This window comes from Paraburkholderia hospita, assembly GCF_002902965.1.
Classification (GTDB): Bacteria; Pseudomonadota; Gammaproteobacteria; order Burkholderiales; family Burkholderiaceae; genus Paraburkholderia; species Paraburkholderia hospita.
This window is the reverse complement of record NZ_CP026105.1, coordinates 2,253,342-2,278,567: the sequence shown is the minus strand read 5'-3', so window position 1 is coordinate 2,278,567 and position 25,226 is coordinate 2,253,342. Positions and strand designations below refer to the sequence as shown.

The 25,226-nt window shown below is 61.7% G+C and carries 27 protein-coding genes and 1 riboswitch; of the genes, 15 read left to right on the top strand and 12 right to left on the bottom strand.

The window, feature by feature from the left end:
- Positions 1 to 8: 8 nt before the first annotated feature.
- Positions 9 to 1,253 (bottom strand): aspartate aminotransferase family protein, encoded by a 1,245-nt coding sequence (locus tag C2L64_RS10345; RefSeq protein ID WP_244144637.1) that lies wholly within the window; start codon positions 1,251 to 1,253, stop codon positions 9 to 11.
- A gap of 162 nt (positions 1,254 to 1,415) precedes the next feature.
- On the bottom strand, positions 1,416 to 1,709 hold the full coding sequence (locus tag C2L64_RS10340; RefSeq protein WP_007740571.1) for a DUF1330 domain-containing protein: 294 nt from the start codon (positions 1,707 to 1,709) through the stop codon (positions 1,416 to 1,418).
- Between the two features lie 159 nt (positions 1,710 to 1,868).
- On the opposite strand from C2L64_RS10340, the gene C2L64_RS10335 reads away from it, so the two are divergent.
- A complete protein-coding gene (locus tag C2L64_RS10335) occupies positions 1,869 to 2,837 on the top strand; it encodes a LysR family transcriptional regulator (RefSeq protein ID WP_090838171.1) in 969 nt (322 codons plus the stop codon).
- A 283-nt stretch (positions 2,838 to 3,120) separates the two neighbouring features.
- The gene (locus C2L64_RS10330) at positions 3,121 to 4,260 is read left to right on the top strand and encodes a branched-chain amino acid ABC transporter substrate-binding protein (protein WP_090838173.1); all 1,140 of its coding nucleotides are present in this window, start codon (positions 3,121 to 3,123) and stop codon (positions 4,258 to 4,260) included.
- A gap of 170 nt (positions 4,261 to 4,430) precedes the next feature.
- Here C2L64_RS10330 and C2L64_RS10325 read toward each other — a convergent pair whose 3' ends face one another.
- Positions 4,431 to 6,218, bottom strand: a complete 1,788-nt coding sequence (locus C2L64_RS10325; protein ID WP_090838218.1) for an IlvD/Edd family dehydratase — start codon at positions 6,216 to 6,218, stop codon at positions 4,431 to 4,433.
- A 490-nt stretch (positions 6,219 to 6,708) separates the two neighbouring features.
- Here C2L64_RS10325 and C2L64_RS10320 point away from each other — a divergent pair, with 490 nt between their 5' ends.
- On the top strand, positions 6,709 to 7,602 hold the full coding sequence (locus C2L64_RS10320; RefSeq protein WP_090838175.1) for an NAD(P)-dependent oxidoreductase: 894 nt from the start codon (positions 6,709 to 6,711) through the stop codon (positions 7,600 to 7,602).
- A gap of 22 nt (positions 7,603 to 7,624) precedes the next feature.
- Positions 7,625 to 7,813, top strand: a complete 189-nt coding sequence (locus tag C2L64_RS53160; RefSeq protein ID WP_143055802.1) for a hypothetical protein — start codon at positions 7,625 to 7,627, stop codon at positions 7,811 to 7,813.
- An 859-nt stretch (positions 7,814 to 8,672) separates the two neighbouring features.
- Here C2L64_RS53160 and C2L64_RS10315 read toward each other — a convergent pair.
- Both C2L64_RS10315 and C2L64_RS10310 read right to left on the bottom strand, forming a co-directional pair.
- Positions 8,673 to 8,924 (bottom strand): hypothetical protein, encoded by a 252-nt coding sequence (locus C2L64_RS10315; protein WP_007588448.1) that lies wholly within the window; start codon positions 8,922 to 8,924, stop codon positions 8,673 to 8,675.
- 331 nt (positions 8,925 to 9,255) lie between these two features.
- The gene (locus C2L64_RS10310) at positions 9,256 to 9,723 is read right to left on the bottom strand and encodes a PRC-barrel domain-containing protein (protein WP_007740563.1); all 468 of its coding nucleotides are present in this window, start codon (positions 9,721 to 9,723) and stop codon (positions 9,256 to 9,258) included.
- Between the two features lie 209 nt (positions 9,724 to 9,932).
- Here C2L64_RS10310 and C2L64_RS10305 point away from each other — a divergent pair, with 209 nt between their 5' ends.
- From C2L64_RS10305 to C2L64_RS56070, 3 genes are all read left to right on the top strand, one after another.
- Positions 9,933 to 10,919: a hypothetical protein gene (locus C2L64_RS10305; protein ID WP_244144636.1), complete on the top strand. Its 987-nt coding sequence runs from the start codon at positions 9,933 to 9,935 to the stop codon at positions 10,917 to 10,919.
- A complete protein-coding gene (locus tag C2L64_RS10300) occupies positions 10,894 to 11,778 on the top strand; it encodes a CHAD domain-containing protein (protein ID WP_090838177.1) in 885 nt (294 codons plus the stop codon). The genes C2L64_RS10305 and C2L64_RS10300 overlap by 26 nt, the downstream gene beginning before the upstream one ends.
- An 89-nt stretch (positions 11,779 to 11,867) precedes the next feature.
- Positions 11,868 to 12,506 (top strand): hypothetical protein, encoded by a 639-nt coding sequence (locus C2L64_RS56070; RefSeq protein WP_090838179.1) that lies wholly within the window; start codon positions 11,868 to 11,870, stop codon positions 12,504 to 12,506.
- 59 nt (positions 12,507 to 12,565) lie between these two features.
- Here C2L64_RS56070 and C2L64_RS10290 read toward each other — a convergent pair whose 3' ends face one another.
- The 4 genes from C2L64_RS10290 to C2L64_RS10275 form a co-directional block, all read right to left on the bottom strand.
- Positions 12,566 to 12,829, bottom strand: coding sequence for a hypothetical protein (locus C2L64_RS10290; RefSeq protein WP_090838181.1), 264 nt, complete (start codon positions 12,827 to 12,829; stop codon positions 12,566 to 12,568).
- Positions 12,830 to 12,836: 7 nt separating this feature from the next.
- The gene (locus C2L64_RS10285) at positions 12,837 to 13,088 is read right to left on the bottom strand and encodes a hypothetical protein (protein WP_007588459.1); all 252 of its coding nucleotides are present in this window, start codon (positions 13,086 to 13,088) and stop codon (positions 12,837 to 12,839) included.
- 288 nt (positions 13,089 to 13,376) lie between these two features.
- Positions 13,377 to 13,757, bottom strand: a complete 381-nt coding sequence (gene crcB, locus C2L64_RS10280) for a fluoride efflux transporter CrcB (protein ID WP_007588460.1) — start codon at positions 13,755 to 13,757, stop codon at positions 13,377 to 13,379.
- A gap of 74 nt (positions 13,758 to 13,831) precedes the next feature.
- Positions 13,832 to 13,892: riboswitch (Fluoride riboswitch) on the bottom strand.
- Positions 13,893 to 14,015: 123 nt separating this feature from the next.
- Positions 14,016 to 15,218, bottom strand: coding sequence for an ammonium transporter (locus C2L64_RS10275; protein ID WP_042308462.1), 1,203 nt, complete (start codon positions 15,216 to 15,218; stop codon positions 14,016 to 14,018).
- Positions 15,219 to 15,673: 455 nt separating this feature from the next.
- Between C2L64_RS10275 and C2L64_RS10265 the strand changes: the two genes are divergently transcribed.
- Entirely contained in the window at positions 15,674 to 17,329 is a 1,656-nt protein-coding gene (locus tag C2L64_RS10265) for a sensor histidine kinase (protein WP_090838183.1), read from the top strand.
- Positions 17,330 to 17,352: 23 nt separating this feature from the next.
- On the opposite strand, the gene C2L64_RS10260 is transcribed toward C2L64_RS10265, so the two are convergent.
- A complete protein-coding gene (locus tag C2L64_RS10260) occupies positions 17,353 to 17,676 on the bottom strand; it encodes a hypothetical protein (RefSeq protein ID WP_007588464.1) in 324 nt (107 codons plus the stop codon).
- Positions 17,677 to 17,813: 137 nt separating this feature from the next.
- Positions 17,814 to 18,395: a DJ-1/PfpI family protein gene (locus C2L64_RS10255; protein ID WP_007740550.1), complete on the bottom strand. Its 582-nt coding sequence runs from the start codon at positions 18,393 to 18,395 to the stop codon at positions 17,814 to 17,816.
- A 78-nt stretch (positions 18,396 to 18,473) separates the two neighbouring features.
- On the opposite strand from C2L64_RS10255, the gene C2L64_RS10250 reads away from it, so the two are divergent.
- The 5 genes from C2L64_RS10250 (at position 18,474) to C2L64_RS10230 (ending at position 23,544) form a co-directional block, all read left to right on the top strand.
- Positions 18,474 to 18,968 (top strand): GNAT family N-acetyltransferase, encoded by a 495-nt coding sequence (locus C2L64_RS10250; RefSeq protein ID WP_090838185.1) that lies wholly within the window; start codon positions 18,474 to 18,476, stop codon positions 18,966 to 18,968.
- Positions 18,969 to 19,015: 47 nt separating this feature from the next.
- Positions 19,016 to 19,429, top strand: a complete 414-nt coding sequence (locus C2L64_RS10245; RefSeq protein ID WP_007740535.1) for a hypothetical protein — start codon at positions 19,016 to 19,018, stop codon at positions 19,427 to 19,429.
- Between the two features lie 106 nt (positions 19,430 to 19,535).
- Positions 19,536 to 19,994 (top strand): Rrf2 family transcriptional regulator, encoded by a 459-nt coding sequence (locus tag C2L64_RS10240; RefSeq protein WP_035539431.1) that lies wholly within the window; start codon positions 19,536 to 19,538, stop codon positions 19,992 to 19,994.
- A 94-nt stretch (positions 19,995 to 20,088) separates the two neighbouring features.
- On the top strand, positions 20,089 to 20,736 hold the full coding sequence (locus C2L64_RS10235; protein ID WP_090838187.1) for an NAD(P)-dependent oxidoreductase: 648 nt from the start codon (positions 20,089 to 20,091) through the stop codon (positions 20,734 to 20,736).
- A 183-nt stretch (positions 20,737 to 20,919) separates the two neighbouring features.
- Entirely contained in the window at positions 20,920 to 23,544 is a 2,625-nt protein-coding gene (locus tag C2L64_RS10230; protein WP_079486111.1) for a mechanosensitive ion channel family protein, read from the top strand.
- 81 nt (positions 23,545 to 23,625) lie between these two features.
- Here C2L64_RS10230 and C2L64_RS10225 read toward each other — a convergent pair whose 3' ends face one another.
- Positions 23,626 to 24,258 (bottom strand): cysteine dioxygenase family protein, encoded by a 633-nt coding sequence (locus C2L64_RS10225; protein ID WP_090838189.1) that lies wholly within the window; start codon positions 24,256 to 24,258, stop codon positions 23,626 to 23,628.
- Positions 24,259 to 24,390: 132 nt separating this feature from the next.
- On the opposite strand from C2L64_RS10225, the gene C2L64_RS10215 reads away from it, so the two are divergent.
- Together C2L64_RS10215 and C2L64_RS10210 are read left to right on the top strand one after the other, a co-directional pair.
- Entirely contained in the window at positions 24,391 to 24,873 is a 483-nt protein-coding gene (locus C2L64_RS10215; RefSeq protein ID WP_007740526.1) for an Lrp/AsnC family transcriptional regulator, read from the top strand.
- A gap of 135 nt (positions 24,874 to 25,008) precedes the next feature.
- Positions 25,009 to 25,215 carry a hypothetical protein gene (locus C2L64_RS10210; protein WP_090838191.1) on the top strand — a complete coding sequence of 69 codons (207 nt, stop codon included), beginning with the start codon at positions 25,009 to 25,011 and terminating at the stop codon, positions 25,213 to 25,215.
- Positions 25,216 to 25,226: the final 11 nt, after the last annotated feature.

The window sequence follows — 25,226 nt, the reverse complement described above, 5'->3', positions numbered from 1 at the left end:
GGCGGTGGTCATCGGGCTTCTCGCGCAGCCACCAAAGCGCGCGTAACCGCAGCGATGGTCTGGTCCACATCGTCATCCGAAATCGCGGTCGAGCCAACGAACATGTTGCGGAGAACATGCAGTCCTTCCGTTGCCATCAGCTTTGGCATTTTGGCGGCGAGCGCCGCGACTGTGGGGGTTTGCTGTGTGTAGAGGTCGCGGTAGTCGACAGGGATGCCCTCGGTGAAGAGCAGGTTCGTCATCGACCCTCGATTCACGACATGACCTTGCGTGTTGGTGTCAGTAAGCGCACGCCGCAACCCATCGGTCAGGCGTTGCCCCTGAACGGCAAGCATTTCGAACATCTCTGGAACCATAAGAGACATTGCAGTGAAGCCTGCTGCCATGGACATCGGATTTCCCGTGAAGGTGCCCGAATGCTTGACCTTCGGCTCGCCTTCGTCGACCGAGAAGACCGACATCACGTCGCGCTTACCGCCGACCGCGCCGATGGGCAATCCACCACCAATCATCTTGCCCATCGTGGTGATGTCAGGTGTGATGCCGACCGCGCCTTGTGTACCTCGATATCCGCTGCGAAGGGACCACACTTCGTCAAAAATCAGAACCATGCCGAGCCTCTCGGTCGTCTCGCGCAGCGCCGCCAGGAATTCGCGGTCTGCATAAACGCCTGTTCCCAGTGATAGGCCGCTCGGGTCGATGATGACGGTGCCGACTTCGGAGGCGTTGCGCCTCAGGATTTCCCGCATGGTGGCGATGTCGTTCAATGGGAACAACACGAGCTCGTCGAGCAGCGACTTGGGCGTACCCGAATTATGTGCAAGGACAGCCGGGCAGTCGCGCGCGCCCCATCTATCGGCTGACGGCACATAGCTAGCCTCGAGCAGGTCGTACTGACCGTGATATCCGCCTTCCAGCTTTGCAACTTTGGACTTGCCGGAGAATGCACGCGCTGCCTTGATAGCGATGAGATTGGCTTCTGTGCCGGAATTCATGAACCGGACCTGCTCGACCGATGGAATCCGCTCGACCAGCAACTCCGCGAGGCGAACTTCCCACTCGGCGGGCATCGTGGCCGAAAGTAGGCGCGCAGCCTGTTGCGAGATTATTTCGACAACCTCGCGCTTGTTGTGCCCGTGAATCAGCGAAGCGAAGTTGTTGACCCAGTCAATGCGAGTCCAACCATCTGCATCGGTTATGTACGAGCCTTCAGCGCTTACGGCGTAGAACGGATGAGGCTTGGTTACCAACATGTTTCGGGTGTAACCCGAAGGCATCACGGCACGAGCACGCTCAAAAAGTTGAGCCGAACTGTCTCTGTCAATTGCGTTAGTCCTAACTTTCATTTTGTTCCGTTGAATTCTTTAATAGTTGCCGTCGCGGCAGTAGGGGTAAGCGTTGACCATTGTGGGCTCTCAGCTGTCAACACCTTGGACAACAAACATGCTCACATCAGCTGCGCCTTCTCGGGCCGCACGAGCCCTCGAATATTCGACTGAGCAGTGGAACTGCCTGGCTTTATCGAGGTCATCAAACTCCACGATAACCGTGCGCTCAGGAGCCAATCCTTCCATCACTTCGTTGCGCCCACCTCGCACGAGAACCCTGCCACGGTGAGCCCAGATTGCCTCGGTGGCCAAGGCTCGATAGTGGTCATAGCGGCGTGCATCGATGACCCGAATCAAAGCGATAACATAACCTTTTGGCAATTCTGTCCTCCTGTCGTTGTTCGGAACTCGAGAGGTTTCAAACGACGAAACTGGCGGAAACCCGCTCCAGTACCACTAGCGTAGGTGACTATGAACGTTGTTGACAAATCACTTTTGGCGTCGCTACATTACCTCTGAGTAATATAAAAGAGGCGAACAATGCTGACACCAATAGAGAGATTTTTCTCAAGTGGCTTGCGGCTGACGCATTTGCGGCTGCTCGTTGCACTGGCCGACCTAAAACAGGTTACGAAGGTGGCTGCCGCCTTTCATGTCACCCAGCCCGCAGTGTCGAAGCAGATAGGAGAGATTGAACAGGCATTGGGCACTGCTATTACAGAGCGGGTTGGGAAGGCGGTCTTACTGACGGACGTTGGTGCCGTCCTCGCGCGTCGCGGTCAGGAAATCCTCCGGCAGGTGGGACTGGCGCAGCGGGACGTCGCCTCACTCGTGACCGGCACCGCGGGCCATGTGAACCTCGGTTCGGTGACGGCAGTCCCACCTACGTTCATCTCGCAGTCCATGGTGAGTTTTCTCACTCGAGCGCCCGCAGCTTCGGTCCGATTTATCGAAGCGCCATTGGACAAGCTTCTCGAGATGCTGCGAACAGGGGAAGCGGACCTCGTACTAGCGCGCGCAAGGGCGAAGGACGACCCAGACCTGATGTCGGAGTCACTTTACAGTGAGCCGTTCGTCTTCGTTGCTGGGCCCTCGCATGCACTTTCTAAGGAGCGATGGGTCACCCTGAAAGACCTCAAGGACTTCACTTGGCTAGTACCTCAACAAGGAAGTCCATCCTACATCGCGCTTGCTCAGTTGATGGAAGAAGAAGGCCTGGATATTAAAGACGCGGCTGTGGAGTCCAGTTCCATCGCGTTGAATATTGAATTGATGGCACGCGCGCCGTTCGTGGCAATACTTCCCCTGTCTTACGCAACTGAGTATGTCGCAAGAGGTCGCATCTCCTTAATGAATACTCCCTCGCTGACACGACTTGGGGAGGTTGTGTTGTACCGACGAGCGGACCTGGATAGCCCAGCGCCACTTTTACTGGCTGAATGCATGCGCGAAGAAGCTGCTGAGGCTGCTTCTGACAATGCACCGCCGGATGGCATCAGCAAAAGATAAAAAGCGCATCGCTCGTCACGATGAGGTTGGCATTACCACCGCGTAATATCAGCGACCGAAAGAGTAAATTGTCATCGTCTTTTTGCCCCAATAGCCTTTGTTCGCCGCCTCTCGACTGTATCCCACGGGCGCGCTAACTGTTGCTGCAGCGATTGGCGTCGAGCCGACCTATAGAGTGTCGCGCTCCTCACAGCCGTGGCAACTCATTTTGTCGTCAATCGTAGGCGCTGCGCCAGAAAGAACGACGCATCAACTGGCTACAAGGATATTGGGAGCAGGAGACATGAACAGTCACTTCAAAACTGGACTTGCCGTAACGACGTTGTTCGGGTGCTGTATATCGTACGCAGCAGACGACCTTAGGGTCGTGAAGATTGGCAGCGCTGCACCCACCACCGGCGCAATTGCGAACCTGGGAAAGGAAAACGAGAATGGTGCTCGGTTGGCAGTGGAGGAGGTCAACCGGCAGGGGCTCGTAGTTGATGGACAGAAGGTGAAGCTGGAACTCGTCGCGATGGATGACCAGGCGGACCCTCGCCAGGGGACGCAGGTTGCACAACGGCTGGTCGATGACGGTGTGGTTGCCGTTGTCGGGCACCTGAATTCCGGTGTTTCAATCGCGGCATCGCGCATCTACCACGATGCTCAGATTTTGCAGATTTCCCCGGATTCAACCAATCCGACGTTCACGCAGCAGGGCTTCAACACGACTTACCGCCTGGTTGCCACCGATGCACAGCAATCGCCTGTGCTGGCGCACTACGCCTTGGATACCCTTAAAGTGAAGAAGGTCGCCGTTGTTGACGACAGCACTGCATATGGACAAGGGCTTGCCGACCAGTTCGTAGCTGCTGTCAAAGCCGGCGGCGCACAGGTCGTGGCGCGGGAAGCGACCAACGATAAGGCCATTGATTTCAAGGGGCTCATCACGAAAATCAAGGGCCAATCGCCTGACGTAATCTTCTATGGTGGCATGGACGCAACCGCGGGGCCATTCATCAGGCAGGCCGCGCAACTGGGACTGAAAGCCAAGGTGCTCGGCGGCGATGGAACATGCTCGGATGAAGTCGCGTCACTGGCGGGGCCTGCCGTTGACAACCTCGTTTGCAGCATCGCGGGGCTTCCTCTCTCCCGGATGAAATCTGGTCCGACTTTCCAGAAGAACTATGAAAAGCGATTCGGCACCTCTGTACAGATATACGCCCCGTACGCCTACGATGCCGTCATGGTCATAGTTGATGCAATGAAGCGCAGCGGCAGTACTGACCGCGCGGAGGTGCTGGCGGCTGCCCGCTCGACCGACTATGAAGGCCTGATCGGTGGTATCCGGTTCGACGATAAGGGCGATGTGAAAAGCCCCAAGCTCTCGCTTTACGGTTACAAGGACGGTAAGAAGACGCTACTCACGACGATGACACCTTGAGCGTCAGGCGTCCGGCTAACCATTCATCATCGACCATATCAACAGAAAGACCTCGCCGGTTCGAGGTTTTTCTCTGACACCAGGGCGAATGCTCAGTTCCCTGGCCAAGGCAGCTGTAGACGCCGGCCTTGAAGTCAATTCCAAGGCCAGCATAGCGGAACTATCCTCAATCAGTGGTTGTCCCTCGGAACACCGTGCGTTTCAGCGATACGTTGGTACTTGACGGCGAAATCGAGGCAAGCACCATCCTCCAGCTGTCCGATATATCGCCGCTGCAGTTCCTGCCAGGGAGTTTGATGGATGAGTTCTGGTGCTCTCCACTCCCGACGGCGCCTGGCGATTTCTTCTGCGGGAACAAGCATGTCGGCAGTACGGCGGCCGATGTCGAAGCGAACGCGGTCGCCTGTCTGTAGAATCGCCAGTCCGCCTCCGACCACCGACTCGGGCGATGCATTGAGAATCGAGGGGCTCGCGGACGTCCCGGATTGGCGTCCATCGCCAACGCACGGGAGCAGCGATACACCTCGTTTGATGAGTTCCGCGGGCGGAATCATGTTCACGACTTCAGCGGCGCCTGGATATCCAACGGGGCCAGTACCTCTGATGAAGAGGACGCATTGTGCATCGATTTCGAGTGACGGGTCGTCAATGCGTACGTGATAGTCTTCCGGCCCTTCAAACACAATAGCCCGGCCTTCAAAGGCGTTGGGGTCTTCGGGGTTCTGAAGGTACATACGATGAAAGTCCTCGGAGATCACGGAAGTCTTCATCACTGCGGAGTCGAAGAGGTTGCCGCCAAGTACCACGAAACCGGCCTGTTTCTTAAGTGGTGACTCATAAGGTCGGATAACGTCCGCATCAGTCGTCGAATTTTCACCGTAGCATTGTGAAAGAGTCTTGCCTGAGACGGTCATGACGTCCGGATGAAGCTTTCCAGCTTTGAGCAGTTCAAACACTACCGCTGCAACACCGCCGGCTCGATGGAACTCCTCTCCGAGGTATTTGCCTGCGGGTTGGCAGTTCACGAGAAGCGGAATTTCGTAGCCGAGTCGGTCCCATTCTCGCAGGTCGAGCTCAACACCGATGTGTCGGGCGATGGCGTTGATGTGTGGCGGGCAGTTGGTCGACGCGCCGATGGCGCTTGCCACCACGATAGCGTTTTCGAACGCTTCACGCGTCATCAAGGAAGAGGGGCGGACGTCATCGTGGACGAGTTGCACAATTTGCCGCCCTGTCTGATATGCAATCTGTCCGCGTTCGCGATACGGCGCGGGAATTGTCCCACACCCAGGCAAGGACATTCCCATGACCTCAGCAAGACTGTTCATTGACAACGCAGTACCCATCGAATTGCAGTGTCCAATTGAGGGCGCCGAGCTTGCAACGCAACTTAGAAACTCGTCGTAATCCATGCGACCGGCGGCAAGTTCGCTACGAGCGTGCCAGATGATTGTTCCCGAACCTGCCCGTTGTCCCTTGTACCAGGCATTAAGCATAGGCCCCCCAGAGAGGACGATTGCCGGAATGTCCACGGTCGCTGCACCCATTAGCATGGCAGGTGTAGTCTTGTCGCAACCGCTTGTTAGCACCACACCGTCGAAAGGGTAGCCATACAATGTCTCGACCAGTCCGAGGTACGTAAGATTCCGGTCCAGAGAGGCCGTCGGGCGTTTGACCGTCTCTTGAATAGGATGTACCGGAAACTCAATCGGAATTCCACCAGCGTCTCTGATGCCGTCTCGAACTCGTTGTGCAAGCTCGATGTGGTGACGATTGCAGGGCGACAGATCACTGCCTGTCTGCGCAATCCCGATAATCGGGCGCTCGCTCTTCATTTCGTCAAGCGTCAACCCATAGTTCATGAAGCGCTCGAGATACAGGGCAGTCATGGTCGGATTTTCGCTGTTGTTGAACCAGGCGCGTGAACGAAGGGGTGTTTTGTCTCGGCTGTTTTTCATCAGGAATCTCAAATCGGCGTGGGCTATGTTCATTGCCGCAAGCTGGTTCGACCGTCAGACAGGCACCACCACGTAACGCCTCAGGCGCGGCCGCCCAGCAAATCGACGAGGCCGGAGCAGGTTTCATCGGGCGTACCCTTAAGGCCTGGAGAGATTGCAAGTCTTGCCTATGGCGTATGGAAAATCCAATGCGATGTGACCGATGCGGCGTTCGAACCTGCGGCATCAGGAAAGGATAACGACGCAGGCTTGCGATTCGGAATGACTTTTCTCTCTCTCCGCATTACCCGAAACTCATAAATCTACCAATGCGTACCGCATGTTCGGTCCGAGCATACTCATAACCGCTGCGTAATGAACGTCTTCGAAAGATTGATTTGTGAAGATCTACGCAGTGGATTTAATCTTCTCAGTAACGAAATATGCGAGGTACTCGCCCGCTATTCGCTTCTGTAGGAGCCCTTTGCGGGAATGAATCGGGACTGTGGAAATGAAAGAAATGAATGAGCAGCGCGTAGGCTTATGTGGCTTGGGGAAGATGGGCTCGCCGATTGCGCGACGTCTTATCGGTGCGGGTAGGCGGATGGTTGTCTGGAATCGCTCAATTGAGAAAGCACGGGCATTGGAGCTGGGCTTCGCCGAGCATTGCGTTGCCTCCAGAACACCGGCTGAAGTCGCTGAAAGTGTAGACATTGTGCTGTTGTCCCTCGCCGACGGGCGAGCCGTCGAAGACGTAGTGTTCGGTCCGAATAGCCTTGCTGCAGGTGCGGGCTCAAGGCCTCTCACAGTCGTTGACCATTCCACCACTACGCCTACGCAAGCGCGCTCGCTTTCTGCGCGTTGGCGCGAATCCACGGGTGGTGCCTGGATTGACGCGCCGGTATCCGGGGGCACCACGGGAGCCGCGGCAGGCTCATTAGCCATTTTCGCCGGCGGTGACGTGTCGACTTTTAACGAAATATCGCCGGTGCTCGTGGCGTACGCTGCTAATGCCACGCTTATGGGGGAGTCCGGTGCCGGACAGGCCGCAAAGCTTGTGAATCAGACCATAGTCATGACTTCGGTCGCTGCGATTGCCGAGGCGACACTTCTTGCGCAGCACGCAGGCGTAGATGCCACCCGCATGCCCGCAGCGCTCGCAGGCGGATGGGCTGATTCGGTTCTTTTACAGACTCTTCAACCTCGCATGGTCGTCGCTCCCAGGCAGCCCACGGGTTCGATTCGAACGATGTTGAAGGACCTTGATGCCGTGGAGCAACTGGCGTGCGAAAGTGGCGTGAGACTGCCCATTGCAGGGCGCGTGCGTGACTGGCTTCGGCGTGCGGTCGAAGAGGGGCTTGGAGATAACGATATTTCGCAAGTTATAAGAGTGGCACTGACCTGAATATCACATCGAGCCGACTATCGTGCTTTTCCACGACTATCTTTCTGAGTTGCAATCGGGCCTGAAGAAACAGGAGTCTCCATCCATGAACCCGGTCTTCGGCAAGCCGATTATTCCTACGCTCGATGCGTCTTCTCTGGATGAATGGAACTTGGACACGCCTCTCTGGTTGGCCTATCGGGGCGCTTCAGCACCACCGCAAGACATCTAATGTCACATGCTGGTCGGGACTGTTGCGGTATCCACTTTAGGAATGTCCTCCGAGAGCATTGCGTGCCAGCAAACCATTCTGGCGTCTCAAGTCCACAAGCTATTGGGCTATGTGGGGCAACAGAGGTCAGCGTGCCGCCGGTTTGGGTCAACATAGCGGCCGTAAGAGGCAGAGCTAATTGGGGGGGCTATTGTTGTGCGTGCTTTGAAGTTTGCGAATCAACACGCCGCTCGCTTGGAGTCACGAAGTGACTTTCAAAAGAGGAACTTGAATTATTGGATGGCGAACTTGAAAGGTGAGCCTTCCATGACGATAGGTCAACTGATGCAAACTGCACGAACGAATACTCGTGTGCTTACGATATTTCAACGTAGAGCGATAGAACGTTGGCTATGTGAGCGTTGGGGTTGAACGCCTCCGCGAAACCTATTCGCGCTGCGTCGCAGCATGACTGCATGATGTATCCCGCGCTTAGACTCGACGCGCGCGTTGCCTGGCGGCATTGCTGCAGACTTTGTGTTTGTTAGGAAGGACGTTGCAACTGCTCGATAGGCTACTGCTGCAGACTGTGCTGCCTTGAAAATGCCTACTGGCTATCGGTTTTTCAGTGCCTTCGTGGATGTTTCGCTGCAGACCTAGTTGTTACCCCATATGTGCTTTCGTTTTGTGCTTTCCACCCGTAACCGGGTCCGCTTTATCGGGACCGACGGAGAGCCATAGCAAGTTTTCGTCGGATCGATTTCCGACGACTCACTGCGCGTTTGCGACTGGAAGGGAAGGCGGAGGGGGAAATATGCCGTGAAGCGGGGACGTGCTGGGGGCGAAACGGTCGATGCGCTCGCGTCAACCGCGCCGGTGACTACTCCACGGACATTCCCGAATCCCGGTTTTCGGACTGCGGCCGGATGGGGGCGCTCGGCTCATTTCGCCAGATATCGACCAGCGGTATCGTGGTCACCGTGACCGCGACATTTTCTGATTCGGGCAGAAGCCCGAAAAGTGCGGCAATCCCAGTCCCGCAAACGGCGATAAGGGCTAGCGCGGCGATGGCGACGATGGTCGTGGTGCGAATCGACCTCGGTTCGGCTGCATCCGGAAAATGGCTCATCATGTCCTGCTCCTGTTTGACATAGCCAACAAGTGCAATGACCGTGCCGACGGTGATGACTGCCGCGCTTCAATGAGCCCCGGCGGGGCTGCGGCCGGTTGTGCGTCTCGATCTGAGTGGACGGCGGGACGCTTCGATGTTGGATGCGGACGAACACTCCGCATGCGCTGGTGTTGGAGTGCCGCTTTCGATCCAACGTTGCGCATCCATGAAAGTACGCGGCGGCCGTCCAGCAGGACGGCCGCCGCGACTGCAGTTGAAAGAAGAATCAGCGATTCGCTCGACGGTTACATGACGGGCGAACGCTGGGCCGAAGCCAAAAGTGAAAGCCGGATCAAAGCCCCCGATCCCGCACCGCAACAGGATCCACGGACGTCGTCGTCCAGTACGGATCGCGGTTGTAATACTGGTGCATCTGCGTGCCCCAGGTTTCGTCGGCCATCGACGGCCAATGATCCTTGTCGAAGCCCGGTTCGTCCTTGATCCGCTGCGCGGTGATATCGACGCGGAACACCTTCTCGTCGGTATCGAGCGTCAGCGCGCCCCATGGGATTGCGTGCAGATTGCTGCCCATGCCGAGGAAACCGCCCTCCGAGAGCACCGCATAAGCGACGCGTCCGCTCCGCACGTCGAGCATGATGTCCGAAATCTTGCCGACGTGTTCGCCGTCCGACGAGACGACCTTGTTGCCATCGAGCGTTGCCGCAGCCATTACTTCAGGCCCCGGACCTTCGCCCACGCCACCGCCGACGATGCCTGCGCCCCCATGTACCGGGTTCATTTTCGGGTCAAGTATGGTCATCATTTCCTCCTTTGGAAGTCCACGGGATGCATAGCGCATCCGGCGTGCCTGTCCGTTCGGGCGGCGCGCGAGGGGGCGTGGCGTTCATGTGCATATGGGTCTGCGAGCGGGGCGCCGGACACGTGGCGTGGTTTTAGCTGTGCTGGGTGATCACCGTGCGTCGATTGACCCGGCGCGCGGCAATGCGAACCCCCGACGCGGGAATGAACATGGACGCCCTGAATATCAGCCAGCCCGAACTTGCACCACTTCAACAGCCAGCGCCGACGACGCGCAAGACAGTCGAATATCTGTACGCGACGATGGCGCTCGGCGGGCGTGTCGTGAGCGCCGACGCGGCCTTGCGCGATCCGTCGTTGCGCTGGTGCCTGCTCGAATACCGGATCGATGACGACGACGTGGGCCGCGAGCCGTCGCGGTACATCTCGCTGAGTGCGCCGAAGGCGATCGTCGCGGCGCGGCGCGCGCTCGCGGATGCGAAGGCCGTGCATCCAGGCGACCTCAGCACGCTCGAACCCGATGTCGACGATGCCGAACACCGTTGGACGAATGCGTGCAGGCAAAAAATTCAAGCACTACGCGTCAAGCTGACAGAGATGCGCGCGCACGCGGCGCCCGATGCGCACGAGTTCGTGCTGCCCGAGCGTCGCGTCGAAGGTGGCGCGCTGGATATCGTCGCCAGCACGCGGATACTCGCGCCGCACTATTTCATCTATCTCGCTCCCGGCGAGAGCATGGCGAGCGGTAGCGGGCATGTCGATGTTGCGAACGTTCCGCAGATGACGCCGTTGCCGCGGTTGCAGCTACGTGCGCGCAACTATATCGGCGGCTGGCTGCAGGAGGAAAACGTGGAAGTGGCGGCGGCAGACGTCGCATTGTGCGGATGGCCGTTACCCGCATTCCAGCACTGGATTCAGGGCGTCGTTGCATTGCGACGCAAGCCGCCCCGCGACGAGGGTGGGCGGTTCCCGTCGACTGCGTGCTCGCGGCAGGCCAGGGCTTCTGTCTCGTGCTGGATCTGCCGACGTTCGTCACGCGCAACCTGCCGCAGGACAGATAGACGCAGCATCAGAAGTCGCGATTTTGGCACAATCGGGAAAGCGTATGATGTCAGCTGCATCGGTCGATGCATCACAAGGCATCTTGTTGTCGCTCCCGATACGAGGCCCCATGAAACACGACGATCGCGCGCATGACGTCGCCGATTCCGGCGGCGAAGCGCAAGCGGAGTCGACGTTCGCCGCGCTCGCAGCGCCGCTCGTCGACGAAGCGCTTTCGCACAACGCATCCATTCACGCCGACGCTTCGCCGGAATCCCTGCATCAGCTGCGTGTTGCGCTGCGGCGCTTGCGCTCGTTGTGGTGGGCGTATGGTCCGCTGCTCGACAGGCAGGAAAACACGCGGCAGCGCGCGCTGTACCGCTTTCTCGCCGATGCCGCCGGTAAGACGCGCGACTGGGACATCCTGCTGGAACTGCTGGCGGGCGAGAAGAGCGAAACGAACGAGAATGGCGAAGAGGGCGCGACGTGCGCCGCGCCCGCCTGTCTGCGCGAAGCGCGCGAGCGCGCGCTGGCCGCGAGCCGCGAGACGCTCGTCAACGCGGACATACGCAACGTGCTGCATGGCGCGCTCGCAAGCACATCGAAGGAATTGAACACGGCGCCCGAAAGGCACGCATTGCAGAAGTTCGCGGCGAAGCGCGTGCGTGCCGCCGAAAAGTCGTTGCGAAAGCGGATGCGCACGGCGTCCCGCGCGAAACGCGCCGACTACGATCTGCTCCACGACGTGCGCAAGGCGGGCAAGAAGGTTCGTTATCTGATCGAGCTTTTCGGCCCCGTGCTCGATGACGTCGGTCAGGACCAATCGTTGAAGCGTCTCAAGAAACTGCAGCAGTGCTTCGGCGAACTCAACGACGTGACGGCAAGCATTGCGTTGTTGCGCGAAAACACCAGCCTGTTCGCCGACGAGACCGAGGCGCACGCGGCGCTGGTGTTTCTGAAAGAGCGTCGCAAGGCATGCCGGTGCGAGGCGGTGCGGCTGTTGCGCGAAGCGTAGCGGGCGCTGTCTTCTAAACATCACTTTATGGCGAGCAGCACTGTCCGATAAACCGTATATACTGTTTATACCGTTAACGAGGAAACACGATGAGCACGCCACGAACCAAGGAACCCACCAAGAAGGCCTTCCACTTCCCGAAGAGCGCGAAGGAACCGGCTACCGAAACGAAAAAGCCTGCAGCGAAGGCTTCGCAGACTTCGGAAGCGAAGAAAGCATCGACGGTCGAGCAGGCGCCCGTGAGCGCGCCGGAAGCAGCCAGCGCAAGCCCGAAGACCGCCAAAGCCACGAAGACCGCGAGCGCCGCGGGTACTGTGAAAGCGGCGAAGAGCGCAAAGACGGAAAAGGCAGTCAAGCCCGCCGGCAGCGCGAGCCCTGCCTCGAACGCGAAGCCTGCCGCGAACGCGAAGCCTGCGAAGGCGCCTAAGGAAGCCAAGGCCGTCAAGACCGCGAAGAACGCATCGGCACCCGCCACCGCCGCCGAGAAAAAGGCGCGCGTGAAGAAAGAGAAGGAAAAAGTCGTCCGTGACAGCTTCACGATGCCGAAATCCGACTACGCGAAGATCGCTGAACTCAAGCAGCGTTGCCTCGACGCGGGCCTTTCCGTGAAGAAGAGCGAACTGCTGCGCGCGGGTCTGAATCTGCTTGCCGTGTCGCCCGCCAAGCGGCTGATCGCGGCCGTGCAGGAACTCGAAGCGGTAAAGACGGGGCGTCCCGCGAAGTCGTAAGCTGGCGCGGCGGCCGCGCGTGCCGCCGCGTTGCCAGAGAGCCATCCGCGCTCAGCCGTTCAGCGCGGATAGCGCTCCACGAACGCCGTATGCATGCGCTTGAGCAGCGCGATATACGGAAGCCCTTGCGCCGTCATCATCGACGATGCGGCGAGGGTGTTTGTCTCATCCCACAGGCGCTCGAACTTGTCGTGCGCGACGTCGGGCGGAATGCCCGACATCAGCAGATCCAGAAAGTCCTTTTCGATTTCGTCGGCGCAGCGGGGTGGCCGCGCGGCCGCTTTGGTCTGTTCGTTATCGGACTGATCGGAGGACACGGTCATTTGCCCGCTAGTTCATCGATCTCAGGAACCGCCAGCGCTGGTCCATGCTGTGCAGCAACGCGATGTAGGTGAAGGCGGCGTCGCTGTCGTCGCATGACTGCGCGGCGTTGTTGACTTCGTTCCACAGGGTTTCGAAACGTGCGGCCGCTTCGGGCCGGCTGAGCGGCTGAGCGAGCAGCTCCGAAAACGCAAACGACAACTCCTCTGCGCTGCGCCGAAGCGGAAGCAACGAACGACGCGAAAGATATCTGTACTTCAAGAGGTCCCCGGCTGGCTTGCATGGGATGCGCGCGAAGCGGGCGCAACGCGCGCCGTCCGGCTCAAGCCCTTTTTTGGCGACGATGCGACGATGCGAGGCTCGTCGCGCGTTCGGCGGCGGTGCGCGCGTGATGGATCGTCACGATGCCCGCCACATATGACGTCGATGATACAGCTACGCGACGCGCACGCGGCAGCGTTCAGCGATGATCTTTTGATGAACGGCGGGTGTCAGTCATCATCGTGGCGATCGCGTCGCGCGGCGCGCGCGCCATTCAGCGCGTGCAGTTCAGCGCGAGACGATGGCGACCGTTGCGATGCCGAGCACGGTCATAATGACCGACGCCACCACGTGAATCGCAATCTCCCCTGCGGCCCAGTTGAGGCGGCCTTGCTGCAGATGCTGGACGATTTCGGCGGAGAACGTGGAGAACGTCGACAGGCCGCCCATCAGGCCTGTGATGATGAAGAGGCGCCATTCGGGCGCGATCTGCGGGTTGCGCCCGAAGTATGCGACGGCCACGCCGATGATGTAACCCGCGATCACATTCGACGCGAGCGTGCCGAGCGGCAGCGCCGGAAAGAGTGCGTTGAGGCGCAGACCGAGAAACCAGCGAAACAGCGAACCGAGTGCGCCACCGATACCGACGGCAAGAATGGACAGATACATGAGCAAGCCTGGAAAGCCGAACATCGACGAACCGGGCTGCGGCGAGGCGTGACGCTGCAACGTCCGCAGGTCCGGGCGAAGCAGGCATCATCAGCCACGAGGGCGGTTTAGGAGAATGCCATCTCCGGCGCGCGCAAGTCTAACATCGGCGCGCGCGTTTGTATGAAGGATCGGCGGCGCGCCCAACGGCATGTCCCGATCCTGGAAACGCGAGGTTACACCAGACGCGGCGGGCTTGCATTGGTGCGCCAGATGCCGTCAGCCGACCGTTTCGCGCTCTGGCGTCGACGTGATCTTGTGGATCGACAGGTCGGCGCCGTTGAACTCGTTTTCCTGGTCGATGCGCAGCCCAACCGTCATCCGGATCGCGCCGTAGACGATCGTGCCACCGAGCGTCGCGAACACGACGCCGCCGAGCGTGCCGATCACCTGCGCCGCGAACGAGACGCCGCCCAGCCCGCCCAGCGCGTGCAAGCCGAAAATCCCCGCCGCGATGCCGCCCCACGCGCCGCACAGGCCGTGCAGCGGCCACACGCCGAGCACGTCGTCGATGCGCCAGCGGTTCTGCACGATCGTGAACATATAGACGAACAGTACGCCCGCGACGGCGCCCGTCATCAGCGCGCCGAGCGGATGCATCACGTCCGAGCCGGCGCATACGGCCACCAGTCCCGCGAGCGGGCCGTTATACGTGAAGCCCGGGTCGTTGCGGCCCGCGAGCCACGCGGTCAGCGTGCCGCCGACCATCGCCATCAGCGAGTTGACGGCGACGAGGCCGCTTATCTTGTCGATCGTCTGCGCGCTCATCACGTTGAAGCCGAACCAGCCGACGGCCAGCACCCACGCGCCGAGCGCGAGAAACGGAATGTTCGACGGCGGATGCGCGGCGATGCGGCCGTCGCGCGTATAGCGGCCGTGGCGCGCGCCGAGCAGCATCACGGCGGGCAGCGCGACCCAGCCGCCGAACGCGTGCACGACCACGGAGCCCGCAAAATCATGGAAGGGCGCGCCGAGCGTCTGCGTGAGCCACGTCTGGATGCCGAAGTGGCCGTTCCAGACGATCCCCTCGAAGAACGGGTAGATGAAGCCGACCAGCACGAAGGTCGCGAACAGCTGCGGGTTGAACTTCGAGCGCTCGGCGATGCCGCCCGACACGATCGCGGGAATCGCGGCGGCGAACGTCAGCAGGAAGAAGAAGCGCACGAGTGCATAGCCGTTGTGCGCGGCGAGCGTTTCGGCGCTGCCGTAGAACTGGACGCCGTAAGCGATCGTGTAGCCGATGAAGAAATACGCGATCGTCGATACCGAAAAGTCGACCAGAATCTTCACCAGCGCGTTGACCTGATTTTTCTTGCGGACCGTGCCCAGCTCGAGGAACGCGAAGCCCGCGTGCATCGCGAGCACCATCGCCGCGCCGAGTAGAAGAAAGAGGGTATCGGTGCCGGTTTTCAGACTGTCCATCCGTTTAATTCCTGCGATGCGCAAAAAGCGGGCATCGAATGCAAGAAGTGGGCCAAATAGATGCGCGAACGCGTGTTGTCGGTGCGGAACTGCACTGGAATGGGCTGGCGTGGGCTGATGGTGTTTCGGTTCGTCAGTTCACGCAACGCGCGTCCGCCGAATTGGCACCGATAGTGTGCACTAGTGCGGAATTGGGGCATCCGCGTATCCCAAAAACGGGCATATTCCTGTGATTTGCTTAATATTTCCCTTCGATTTCATAACGCGATGATCGGCACACGAGCGCAACGGAAAGCGGCTCGGAAAAGCGCTGCGCCACGCGTCCGCGACTGGCTCCCGCCTGCACCAGATTGGCGACGCGCCCGCCGAGCCGCGCTTTGTCACGGACTGCAATCGCCGACATAATGTGCCGTCCCCGGCGCGACCCGCCGGCTTCCGACTCTCCCGGCGCGCGCATGAGACTGACGACCAAAGGCCTGCTTCTGATTGCGATCCCCGCCGTCTTCGAACTGGCATTGCTGTCGGGCCTCATGAAGGCGCAGTCGGATGCCGAACAGGCCGAGCACTGGAGCATGCACAGCGAAGATGTGCTGCGTCAGACAGCCAGCATTCTCGGGCCCGTGTTGCTGGAATCGGTGCGGTTGCGCGGCGCCGTCGTCAGCGGCACACGCGATACCTCTACGCCCGTGGCGTTCTGGATGGATGTCGACCGGCGCATCGACCGGCTCGCCGAGCTGGTCGCCGACAATCCCGTGCAAGTCGAGCGCGCCGCGCAGATCCGCCAGGCCGTGCAGATGTACCGGCAATGGTCGGACCGCGTGCAGGACCTGATCCGCTCGGGACGCCGGCGCGACGTGCTGCAGCGTTTTCGCGACCTCGCCGGAACCGATGTGCTCGACGGCTTTCGCGCGCAGATCGCGGCGTTCCAGGCGCAAGAGCGGCAGCTCGATTCGGTGCGCTCGGCCGAGGCCGCGGCGGCGCGGGAGCGGCAGCAGTCGCTGATCGTCGCGGCCGTGCTCGGCTCGCTGGTGTTCGTCGCGATTGCGTTCTGGGTGTTCGCGCGCGGCGTGCGCGGCCGGCTCGCGCTGTTGTCGGACAACGCCAGCCGGCTCGCCAGCAACGAGCCGCTGGCGCCGCTCACGCCCGGCAACGATGAAATCGCGCGGCTCGATCTGACGCTGCATATGACGAGCCGCAAGCTGCTCGAAGCGGAGCGCCAGCAGGCGCGCTTCCAGTCCGATCTGGGCCGCCACGCCGCCGAACTCGCGCAGACCAACGAAACGCTGCGCCAGCAAACCCAGGAAAACGAGACGTTCATCTATAGCGTGTCGCACGATCTGCGCGCGCCGCTCGTCAATCTGCAGGGTTTCTCGAAGGAGCTGAACCATGCGTGCGACGATCTGCGCGAAGCCCTGCGTCAGTCGTCGCTGTCGACGCACCAGCGTGAGCATGTCGAGCGGCTGATCGACGAGGACATCGGCGAGGCGCTGCATTTCCTGCAGACGGCCGTATTGCGCGCGTCGCACATCATCGACGCGCTGCTGCGGCTATCGCGCGTCGGACGCGTCGAATACCGGCGTCAGCAGGTCGAGGTGCGCGACATCGTGCAACGCGTGGTTGACGCGATGCAGGCCACGATTCGCGATCATCGCGCGCGCGTCATCGTGCAGGCGCTGCCGCCCGTGTGGGGCGATCCGACAGCGCTCGAGCAGATCTTCGCGAACCTGATCGGCAACGCGATCAACTATCTGAGCCCGGAGCGCTCGGGTGTCGTCGAGATCGGCACGGCGCCTGCGCCGCCCGGCGTGCAGACGCTGCGCATCTTCTATGTGAAGGACAACGGCCTGGGTATTCCGGAAATCGCGATGCCGCGCCTGTTCAGCGCGTTCCAACGGCTGCACGGCAACGTGGCGGCGGGCGAGGGGATCGGTCTGGCGCTGGTGCGGCGCATGGTCGAGCGGCACGGCGGACGCGTGTGGGCTGAATCGACGGAGGGTGTGGGAACGACGTTTTATGTGTCGCTGCCGGATGCCGCTGCGCCGTCGCGCGACGACGAGCACGAGGCGGTGACAGGGGGCGATGGACAGGCGTTGCGGGCGGATGCGCGATAGCGCGTCGCATGCCCGCGAAGCGCTCAGGAGGCGGAGAACAGGCGGCGCGGCTTAAGCATTCTGCGGCCGCGGACCGACCAGTAGCCGCTTGCGACGATCAGAAGCAGCGCGCCCGTCAGGATGACCGTGGGCGCGACGTGAATGGCGGGTGAACCCAGCGCGAACAGCCCGCGCGTGAGGATGAGAAGCGCGGTCCAGAACGACAGCACGGCCTGGGCCAGCAGACGCGTACCGGTGAAGCGCCGCGCGCGGTTTTCGATCGACCAGTGTGCCGGCGCGCGCGAGCAGAAGAAGGTTAGCGAGATCAGCGCGACAGCGAGAATAATCACCCAGTTTGTGAGATCCATGATGGTGCCTTCCAAAGTTAACCTGCAACTCTAGGTGGCGGTACCGGTCACGGAAATCGGAGAACTCTCAAACAGGATAGACAACGCGCATGCGCGCCTGATCGACAGGCCGGACGCATGCCCGGCCTTGACGCGGATCAAAGTTCGATACGCGTGCCGAGCACCACGAGGAACTGCCGCAGCCATTCGGGATGCGCGGGCCACGCGGGCGCCGTGACGAAGTTCCCGTCGGTGACGGCCGCGTCGACGGGAATGTCCGCGTAGTCGCCGCCCGCCAGCTTCACCTCGGGCGCGCACGCGGGATAAGCCGAAATGCGCTTGCCGCGGATCACATCGGCGGCGGCGAGCAGTTGCGCGGCGTGGCAGATCGCGGCGATCGGCTTATTGCTTTCGGCGAACTGGCGCACGACCTCGATCACTTTCGCGTTGAGCCGCAGATACTCCGGCGCACGGCCGCCGGCGATCGCGAGCGCGTCATACTGCGACGGATCGATCTCATCGAAGCTTGCGTTGAGCGTGAAGTAGTGGCCAGGCTTCTCGGTGTACGTCTGGTCGCCCTCGAAATCGTGAATCGCCGTTTTCACGCGCTCGCCCGCGCGCTTGCCGGGACAGACGGCATCGACGATATGGCCGACTGCCTGTAGCGCCTGGAACGGCACCATTGTTTCGTAATCCTCGGCGAAGTCGCCCGTCAGGAACAGAATCTTCTTTGCTGCCATCGCATGCCTCCAGTGGTTGAGGGAACACGTCGAACGTCGGCCAGTCTACTCCAGGGTCGTCGACAACATCGCAAACGCATGACCGATCCAATTCCTTTCGCCTTCCGCCTGTTCCGGGCCGCTGACGCTGCGGCTCTCGCTGCGCTCTTTCGCGACGCGGCGCTGGCCGCCGCGGGTTACGACCCGGCGGCGCGCGAGGCATGGGCGTCAGCCGCCGACGACCTCGCCGCTTTCGGCGCGCGGCTTGCGCGCGGCATTACGCTGGTCGCTTTGCGCGGTGGGGCGTATGCCGGGTTTGGGCAACTCCATCCGGCCGATCACATCGAGATGCTCTATGTCGCGCCGGCCTTTATGCGTCAAGGGCTCGCGGCAGAACTGCTCGCGCGGCTCGAAGCACGGGCGCGCGTTGCGGGCGCGCTTGCGTTGACGGCCGACGTCAGCGTCAGCGCGAGGCACGCATTCGAGCGGGCGGGCTTCGCGGTGGAGGCCGAAGAGTCCGTCACGCGCAACGGCGTATCATTGAGGCGTTTTCGCATGATGAAGCCGCTCGCCGCGGCTCGACCACAAGTATGAAACCACTCTCACGCCATCCGCTCGTCCGTACTACTGCCTTTGCTGTCATGCTGCTCGCGGGCCTTGCCGCTTGCCAGAAAAACGATGCATCGGCGGGGCAGACGTCGACGAAGCTCAACGATCTCTCGCAGCAGGCCGGTCAGAAGCTCGACCAGGCCGCGAGCTATGTCGGCCAGCAGGTCGACGCCGCGAAGGCCACGGCGCAACAGAATCTCGACACGGCCGCATCCGGCCCGTCGATCAACCTCGATCCGAACGCGCTCGCGTCGCAGGCGCGAGCCAATCTGGACAACGCCGCCAGTGCGACCAACGCCGCCGTCAACAAGGCGATGGGCTCGACGGGCGCAGGGCTTGAAACGGCGGGACGCAAGTTGCAGCAGTGGTCGAGCGAAGCATCGACGACCAGCGCTCAATCCGCGCCCACCGAGGCCAGCGACGCCCAAAAACAGATGGACAAATAAACCCGCGCTTGACCGGCGCGATAAGTGTAACTATGATGATTACACATCGTCGCCGGCTGGTGCGAGGTGATTTGCGCGTCTGATGCGCATCGGATGATCTAGCGTTGTGAATACGAGTAGCCGATTTGCCTTTGCGGTTCATGTGCTCGCCCTGCTGTCGTTGCAGGAAGGCGTGCCGCTGTCGTCGGACATGATCGCGGGAAGCGTGAACACGAATCCCGTGCTGATCCGGCGTCTGCTGGCGATGCTCGCGGAAGCCGGCCTCACCACGTCGCAACTGGGCGCGGGCGGCGGCGCGCTGCTGGCGCGCGAGCCCGAGGACATCACGCTGCTCGACATCTACCGCGCCGTCGACGATGCGCAGCTATTCGCCATGCATCGCGAGACGCCGAATCCGGCGTGCATGGTCGGACGCAACATCCAGACGGTGCTGACGGGCATCATCGGCGATGCGCAACAGGCGCTCGAAGCGTCGCTGGCGTCGCGCACGCTGGCCGACGCGACGGCCGACGTCGTGCGCGCGGAACGGGCGCGCGAACGCAAGCGCAAAGCCGCGGAGGGTTGAACGCAGTCGAAGCACGAAGTGCGGGGCATCGCCCCGATTTTTTTAAACAAATATGTAATCGACATAGTTACATTTAAGCGGAAGGAACATTGACATGAGCAAGACACTGAAGATCGCGCTGTTCGGCGCAACGGGCATGATCGGCTCGCGCATCGCGGCGGAAGCGGCGCGTCGCGGGCATCAGGTGACGGCTTTCTCGCGCAATCCCGAACGCGCGCCCGCCGATGTCGCGAACCTGAAAGCGGCGCAGGCCGACGTGACGGATGCGGCGAGCGTCGCAGCCGGGGCGCGCGGACACGATGTCGTCGCGAGCGCCTATGCGCCGCCGCAGGACAACCTCGCGCAGATCGACAAGGCGACCCGTGCGCTGGTCGAAGGCACGCGCGCGGCGGGTATCAAACGTCTCGTTGTGGTGGGCGGCGCGGGTTCGCTCGAAGTGGCGCCCGGCAAGCAACTGGTCGACACGGAAGGCTTTCCGGACGCCTACAAGGCGATCGCGCTCGCGCACCGCGACGTGCTGCCCATCCTGCGTGCCGCCAGCGATCTCGACTGGACGTTCTTCGCGCCCGCCGCGCTGATCGCGCCGGGCGAGCGCAGAGGCACGTTTCGCACGGGCGCCAACGCGCTGATCGTGGATGCGCAGGGCAACAGCAGCATTTCGGCGGAAGACTACGCAATCGCGTTCGTCGACGAGCTGGAGCAGGGCCGTTTCGTTCATCAGCTCGCGACCGTCGCGTACTGAGGGCTTCGAAACCGCGCCACGCGCCACGCATCCGCCGCGCGGCGCGCATGAGCGACTGTCGCGCCGCCGCGCAAGTGCACTAACATTCGGTTACGCATCGGGGAGCTTTCCCTCGACGACACCCGCTAAACTTGGCGTCTCCCGTTCCCATGCAGATTGTTTGCATAAAAGCCACGGATTGCCATGAAGTCATGCCTCGCGCGGCGTGAATCGCAGGCTGCGCCGTCATCCGGCGGGCTTCTGGCGATTGACGCCGTTTTTCGCGCTTTATCCCAATTCTTTTCGCACGCCGGAGCATTGCGCCGGGCGCGTGCGGGTGCGCTCGCGTCCGCCTTGTGCCTGTGTTTCGCGCTCGCTGGCGCCTGTTTCGGCATGCCGGGCACCGCGCAGGCTGCAGGCGCCACTCCCGGCGCGCCGATGATTCCCGCGCTGCAGAGCCTGATCAATAGCGCGACGGTTTCGACGGCGGCGCCCGCGTCGGGCGCGTCGGCGGCGGATGCGGCATCGGCACCGTCGCCCGCCAGCCAGGCCGAACTGGAGAAATCGCTCGACAGCGTGATCACGACGCTCGACAACGACCGCCAGCGCACCGCGCTCGTCACGCAGCTGAAAAAACTGCGCGACGCGACGAAGACGGTCGGGCCGCCCGTGTCCGCCAGCGCACCGTCGAGCGCCGGTCTGCTCGGCGCGATCGCCGCGGGCATTGCATCGTTTGAAACCGACGTGCAGCAGGGACGCTCGCCGCTCAACTACTGGTCGGGCCGCTTCAACGCGGCGGGCAACGAAATCTATACGATCGTCACGAGCCAGGGGCGCGAGCACTTTGGGCGCGTGTTGCTGAACATGATCGCCGTGCTCGCGGGATGGGGCGCGTGCGCGGCGGGTCTGATTTATCTGCAGCGCAGGATCTACGCGCGGTTTGGTATCGTCGTGCGGCTCGATCCCAATCCGACCACGCGCGAGCTGCTGATTTTCGCGCTGCGCCGCGTCGGACCGTGGATCGTCGCGTTCGTCGCCGCGCTGATGTTCGTGCGCTCGATGCCCGATTCGCTCGGCCGCACGATCGCGATGGTGATCGCGTATGCGATCGTCGCGGGCGCCGTGTTCTCGGCGATCTGCCTGATCATGTTCTCGCTGTTCGGCTCGGGCCATCGACGCACTGCCGTGCGCCTGCTGATCGAGCAGGCGCGCCGGCCGCTATTCGCGATCGGCATCTGCAGCGCGCTCGGCGATGCCGCCGTCAATTACGACGTCGCGCATGAGCTCGGGACGAATCTCGCGGCGCTGGTGTCGACCGTCTCGAACATGACGGCGGCCGTGTTGACCGCGTACTTCGCGCTCGCGTTTCGCCGTCCCGTCGCGCATCTGATCCGCAATCGCGCTTATGAACAGCGGCACGATCACAAGGCCGCGACCGACGGCTTCGAAGTGCTCGCGTCGCTCTGGCACGTGCCGATGCTCGTGCTAGCGACAGCTTCCGTGATCGCGACGATCGGCGGCATCGGCAGCGGTGAGAACGTGTTGCAGATTTCGGTCGTGACGGCGCTGCTGCTGGTGCTTGCGTTCTTCCTGTCGGCCATCGTGCTGCGCGTGACGCGGCCGCGCAATGTGCGCCGGAGGCGCCGCTCGCCTTATCTGACTCGCCTGTTGCGCTTCGCGGGCACGCTGATCACGCTGTTCGTCTGGCTCGCGTACTTCGAATTCGCGTCGCGGCTGTGGGACGTGTCGCTTGCGCAGATCATCGAAGAGAGCGTGACGGCGCGCGGCATCGCACACGCGCTGACGGCGATCCTGATCACGGTGTTCGTGTCGTGGCTCGTGTGGATACTGATCGACACGGCGATCCAGGAAGCCGTCAACCCGAGCGGCCCGCGCAACAAGTCGAAGAACCCGAGCATGCGCGCGCGCACGATGCTGCCGCTCGTGCGCAACGTGCTGTTCGTGACGATCCTGACGATCGCGGGCATCGTCACGGCGGCCAATCTCGGCATCAACGTGACACCGCTGCTGGCGGGCGCGGGCGTGATCGGTCTGGCGATCGGCTTCGGCGCGCAGTCACTGGTGAGCGATCTGATCACGGGCCTGTTCATCATCATCGAGGACACGATCTCGGTCGGCGACTGGATTGACATCGACGGCGGGCACGCGGGCACGGTCGAATATCTGTCGATCCGCACCGTTCGGCTGCGCGACGGCCAGGGCGCGATCCACGCCATTCCGTTCTCGCAGATCAAGATCGTGAAGAACCTGTCGCGCGATTTCGCGTATGCGGTGTTCGAAGTGCGCGTGCCGTTTTCCGCCGATGTCGACGAGGTGACGCAACTGATCCGTGCCGTCGGCGCGGACCTGATGGCCGATTTCCGTTACCGGCGCGAGATGCTCGGTCCCGTCGAAGTGTGGGGGCTCGACCGCTTCGATCCGAACTGGATGGTCGTCAAAGGACAGATCAAGACACGGCCGTTGCAGCAGTGGAGCGTGGCGCGCGCCTTCAATCTGCGTCTGAAGCGCAAGATGGACGAAGCGGGCATCGAGATTCCCGTGCCGCAGATGCGCATACATACGTCGCGCGGCGACGAAGTGGGCGAGGTGTTGAAGGACGAAGCGTTCGCGCAACACGAGGAACACGAGCGGGAACACGCGCGCGAAGCCGCGACGGGCACGACGACGCCGTTCAGGCCGAAGAAGGGCGGCGCCATGCCGCCGGCGCGCGACGTGTCGCACGAGCCGCGTCCGGCGCCGCCGTCGACGGGGCAAACGGCATCCGTGCCGCCGCAGATTCCAACGGCGGGCGACGGCGGGAAGACGTGAAAGAGGGCGAAGGTTCTTACGAAAAAGGCGTCACGCGGTTATGCGTGACGCCTTTCGTTTGATGCGCACAACGAGAGATGTTCAGGCCGCGATGGCTTGTGAACTGTCGGCGACGCGCATGATGTCGTTCACATGAGTCGTGATCTGTTCGCCGGGCACGCCGTAGATGTGAAGCGAGACAGCGGTGCTGCCGCTGCAATTGCCGAGCCGATGGATGCCGGTGCGGCCTGAGCGCGTGAACGACACGGCACCTGGTTCGCGCATCTGGTCGCGTGCAGGCGTCGCGCAGCCGGTGTCGGCGTTCAGGTCGTAAATGGTTTCCGTCAACGCGCCGTCGATGACGGCATAGCCGCACCACGTGTGATGCGCGTGAACCGGGCTTGCCTGGCCGGGCATCCAGACGAGCGCAGCGATTGCATAGCGGCCTTGTGGATCGGCGGCGAGCAGATGGCGGCGATAGCAGGTTGCGGCGCCTTCGCGTTGCGCTTCGGTGAGCAGCGATGCGTCGGCGGCGGCTTCGGCGAGCGCTGCGCGCACGCCGCGCGCGAAGGCCGCGTGCCGCGACGGATCATCGGAGCCGGCGCAGGCGTCGAAGGCGGCGTCGAGCGCCGCACAAAGTTGCGAGATCGCGCCCGCCGCGGGTATGGCGCAGGGCATGGAAAGGTTTTCGGCCAACGCGGGTTCGCGTGTGATCAGGCCGGCTGACGGGTTCATGGAAGGCTCCGCTGACGTTGTTTTTCGAGATCTGGACTGCCCTCATTTATACCGATTTGCGCAGAGAAAGAGTTTTCATATAATTCCCTCGTCTTGACGAGAAATAGAATAATTTTCTATCTGGGTGGAAAGATGGGAATGGACATCATTGATCGGCGGCTGCTCGAACTCCTGCAGGAAGACGCGACGATGCCGATCGCGGAACTCGCGGCGCGGGTGAACCTGTCGCAAACGCCATGCTGGAAGCGCGTGCAACGGCTCAAGGAAGCGGGGGTGATCCGCGCGCAGGTCGCGCTGTGCGATCCGCGCAAACTCGGCGTCGGCACGACGGTGTTCGTCGCCGTGCGCACGAACCAGCATACGGAAGCCTGGGCGCAGGACTTCACGCGCGCGGTGCAGGACATTCCCGAAGTGGTCGAGGTCTACCGGATGAGCGGCGAGACCGACTATCTGCTGCGCGTGGTCGTCTCGGATATCGACGATTACGACCGTGTCTACAAGCAACTGATCCGCGCCGTGCCGCTCTACGACGTGAGTTCCAGCTTCGCGATGGAGCAGATCAAGTATTCGACGGCGTTGCCGGTGCGGGCGTCCGTGGTCGCTGAAGGGCGCTAGCTTTGCCGGTCTGCTTCGGGTTGTCGCGAGGTTGCTCCATGAGCGCACCGGCATGCCCGTCTGCAAGCCTTGCGCAAGGTGCTTCGGCGTAGAATGCCCGCTTTGCCGCATCCACCTGCCAGCAGAGCCCGACACATGAACGATCCGCGCAAGAAGAAAAACCCGACGCTTGGCATCGCAGTGTTTATCGTCGTTGTCGTGTTGCTGGTGATCGCGACGATTCTCTACAACGCGATCTCCGAAAAGCGCGAATACGACCGCGATAATCCCACCGATTCGACGGCGTCAGCAGCATCCGCTGCTGCGACGGCCGTGAATGCGGCAAAGGGTGCGTCGCAGTAAGCGCGGCCCTC

What these genes read in the sequence shown, in the direction of transcription:
- C2L64_RS10345 (WP_244144637.1), bottom strand. Translation starts at nt 1,253, where the DNA reads ATGTTGGTAACCAAGCCTCATCCGTTCTACGCCGTAAGCGCTGAAGGC.
- C2L64_RS10335 (WP_090838171.1), top strand. Translation starts at nt 1,869, where the DNA reads ATGCTGACACCAATAGAGAGATTTTTCTCAAGTGGCTTGCGGCTGACG.
- C2L64_RS10330 (WP_090838173.1), top strand. Translation starts at nt 3,121, where the DNA reads ATGAACAGTCACTTCAAAACTGGACTTGCCGTAACGACGTTGTTCGGG.
- C2L64_RS10325 (WP_090838218.1), bottom strand. Translation starts at nt 6,218, where the DNA reads ATGAAAAACAGCCGAGACAAAACACCCCTTCGTTCACGCGCCTGGTTC.
- C2L64_RS10320 (WP_090838175.1), top strand. Translation starts at nt 6,709, where the DNA reads ATGAAAGAAATGAATGAGCAGCGCGTAGGCTTATGTGGCTTGGGGAAG.
- C2L64_RS10315 (WP_007588448.1), bottom strand. Translation starts at nt 8,924, where the DNA reads ATGATGAGCCATTTTCCGGATGCAGCCGAACCGAGGTCGATTCGCACC.
- C2L64_RS10310 (WP_007740563.1), bottom strand. Translation starts at nt 9,723, where the DNA reads ATGACCATACTTGACCCGAAAATGAACCCGGTACATGGGGGCGCAGGC.
- C2L64_RS10305 (WP_244144636.1), top strand. Translation starts at nt 9,933, where the DNA reads ATGGACGCCCTGAATATCAGCCAGCCCGAACTTGCACCACTTCAACAG.
- C2L64_RS10300 (WP_090838177.1), top strand. Translation starts at nt 10,894, where the DNA reads ATGAAACACGACGATCGCGCGCATGACGTCGCCGATTCCGGCGGCGAA.
- C2L64_RS56070 (WP_090838179.1), top strand. Translation starts at nt 11,868, where the DNA reads ATGAGCACGCCACGAACCAAGGAACCCACCAAGAAGGCCTTCCACTTC.
- C2L64_RS10290 (WP_090838181.1), bottom strand. Translation starts at nt 12,829, where the DNA reads ATGACCGTGTCCTCCGATCAGTCCGATAACGAACAGACCAAAGCGGCC.
- crcB (WP_007588460.1), bottom strand. Translation starts at nt 13,757, where the DNA reads ATGTATCTGTCCATTCTTGCCGTCGGTATCGGTGGCGCACTCGGTTCG.
- C2L64_RS10275 (WP_042308462.1), bottom strand. Translation starts at nt 15,218, where the DNA reads ATGGACAGTCTGAAAACCGGCACCGATACCCTCTTTCTTCTACTCGGC.
- C2L64_RS10265 (WP_090838183.1), top strand. Translation starts at nt 15,674, where the DNA reads ATGAGACTGACGACCAAAGGCCTGCTTCTGATTGCGATCCCCGCCGTC.
- C2L64_RS10260 (WP_007588464.1), bottom strand. Translation starts at nt 17,676, where the DNA reads ATGGATCTCACAAACTGGGTGATTATTCTCGCTGTCGCGCTGATCTCG.
- C2L64_RS10255 (WP_007740550.1), bottom strand. Translation starts at nt 18,395, where the DNA reads ATGGCAGCAAAGAAGATTCTGTTCCTGACGGGCGACTTCGCCGAGGAT.
- C2L64_RS10250 (WP_090838185.1), top strand. Translation starts at nt 18,474, where the DNA reads ATGACCGATCCAATTCCTTTCGCCTTCCGCCTGTTCCGGGCCGCTGAC.
- C2L64_RS10245 (WP_007740535.1), top strand. Translation starts at nt 19,016, where the DNA reads ATGCTGCTCGCGGGCCTTGCCGCTTGCCAGAAAAACGATGCATCGGCG.
- C2L64_RS10235 (WP_090838187.1), top strand. Translation starts at nt 20,089, where the DNA reads ATGAGCAAGACACTGAAGATCGCGCTGTTCGGCGCAACGGGCATGATC.
- C2L64_RS10230 (WP_079486111.1), top strand. Translation starts at nt 20,920, where the DNA reads ATGAAGTCATGCCTCGCGCGGCGTGAATCGCAGGCTGCGCCGTCATCC.
- C2L64_RS10225 (WP_090838189.1), bottom strand. Translation starts at nt 24,258, where the DNA reads ATGAACCCGTCAGCCGGCCTGATCACACGCGAACCCGCGTTGGCCGAA.
- C2L64_RS10215 (WP_007740526.1), top strand. Translation starts at nt 24,391, where the DNA reads ATGGGAATGGACATCATTGATCGGCGGCTGCTCGAACTCCTGCAGGAA.
- C2L64_RS10210 (WP_090838191.1), top strand. Translation starts at nt 25,009, where the DNA reads ATGAACGATCCGCGCAAGAAGAAAAACCCGACGCTTGGCATCGCAGTG.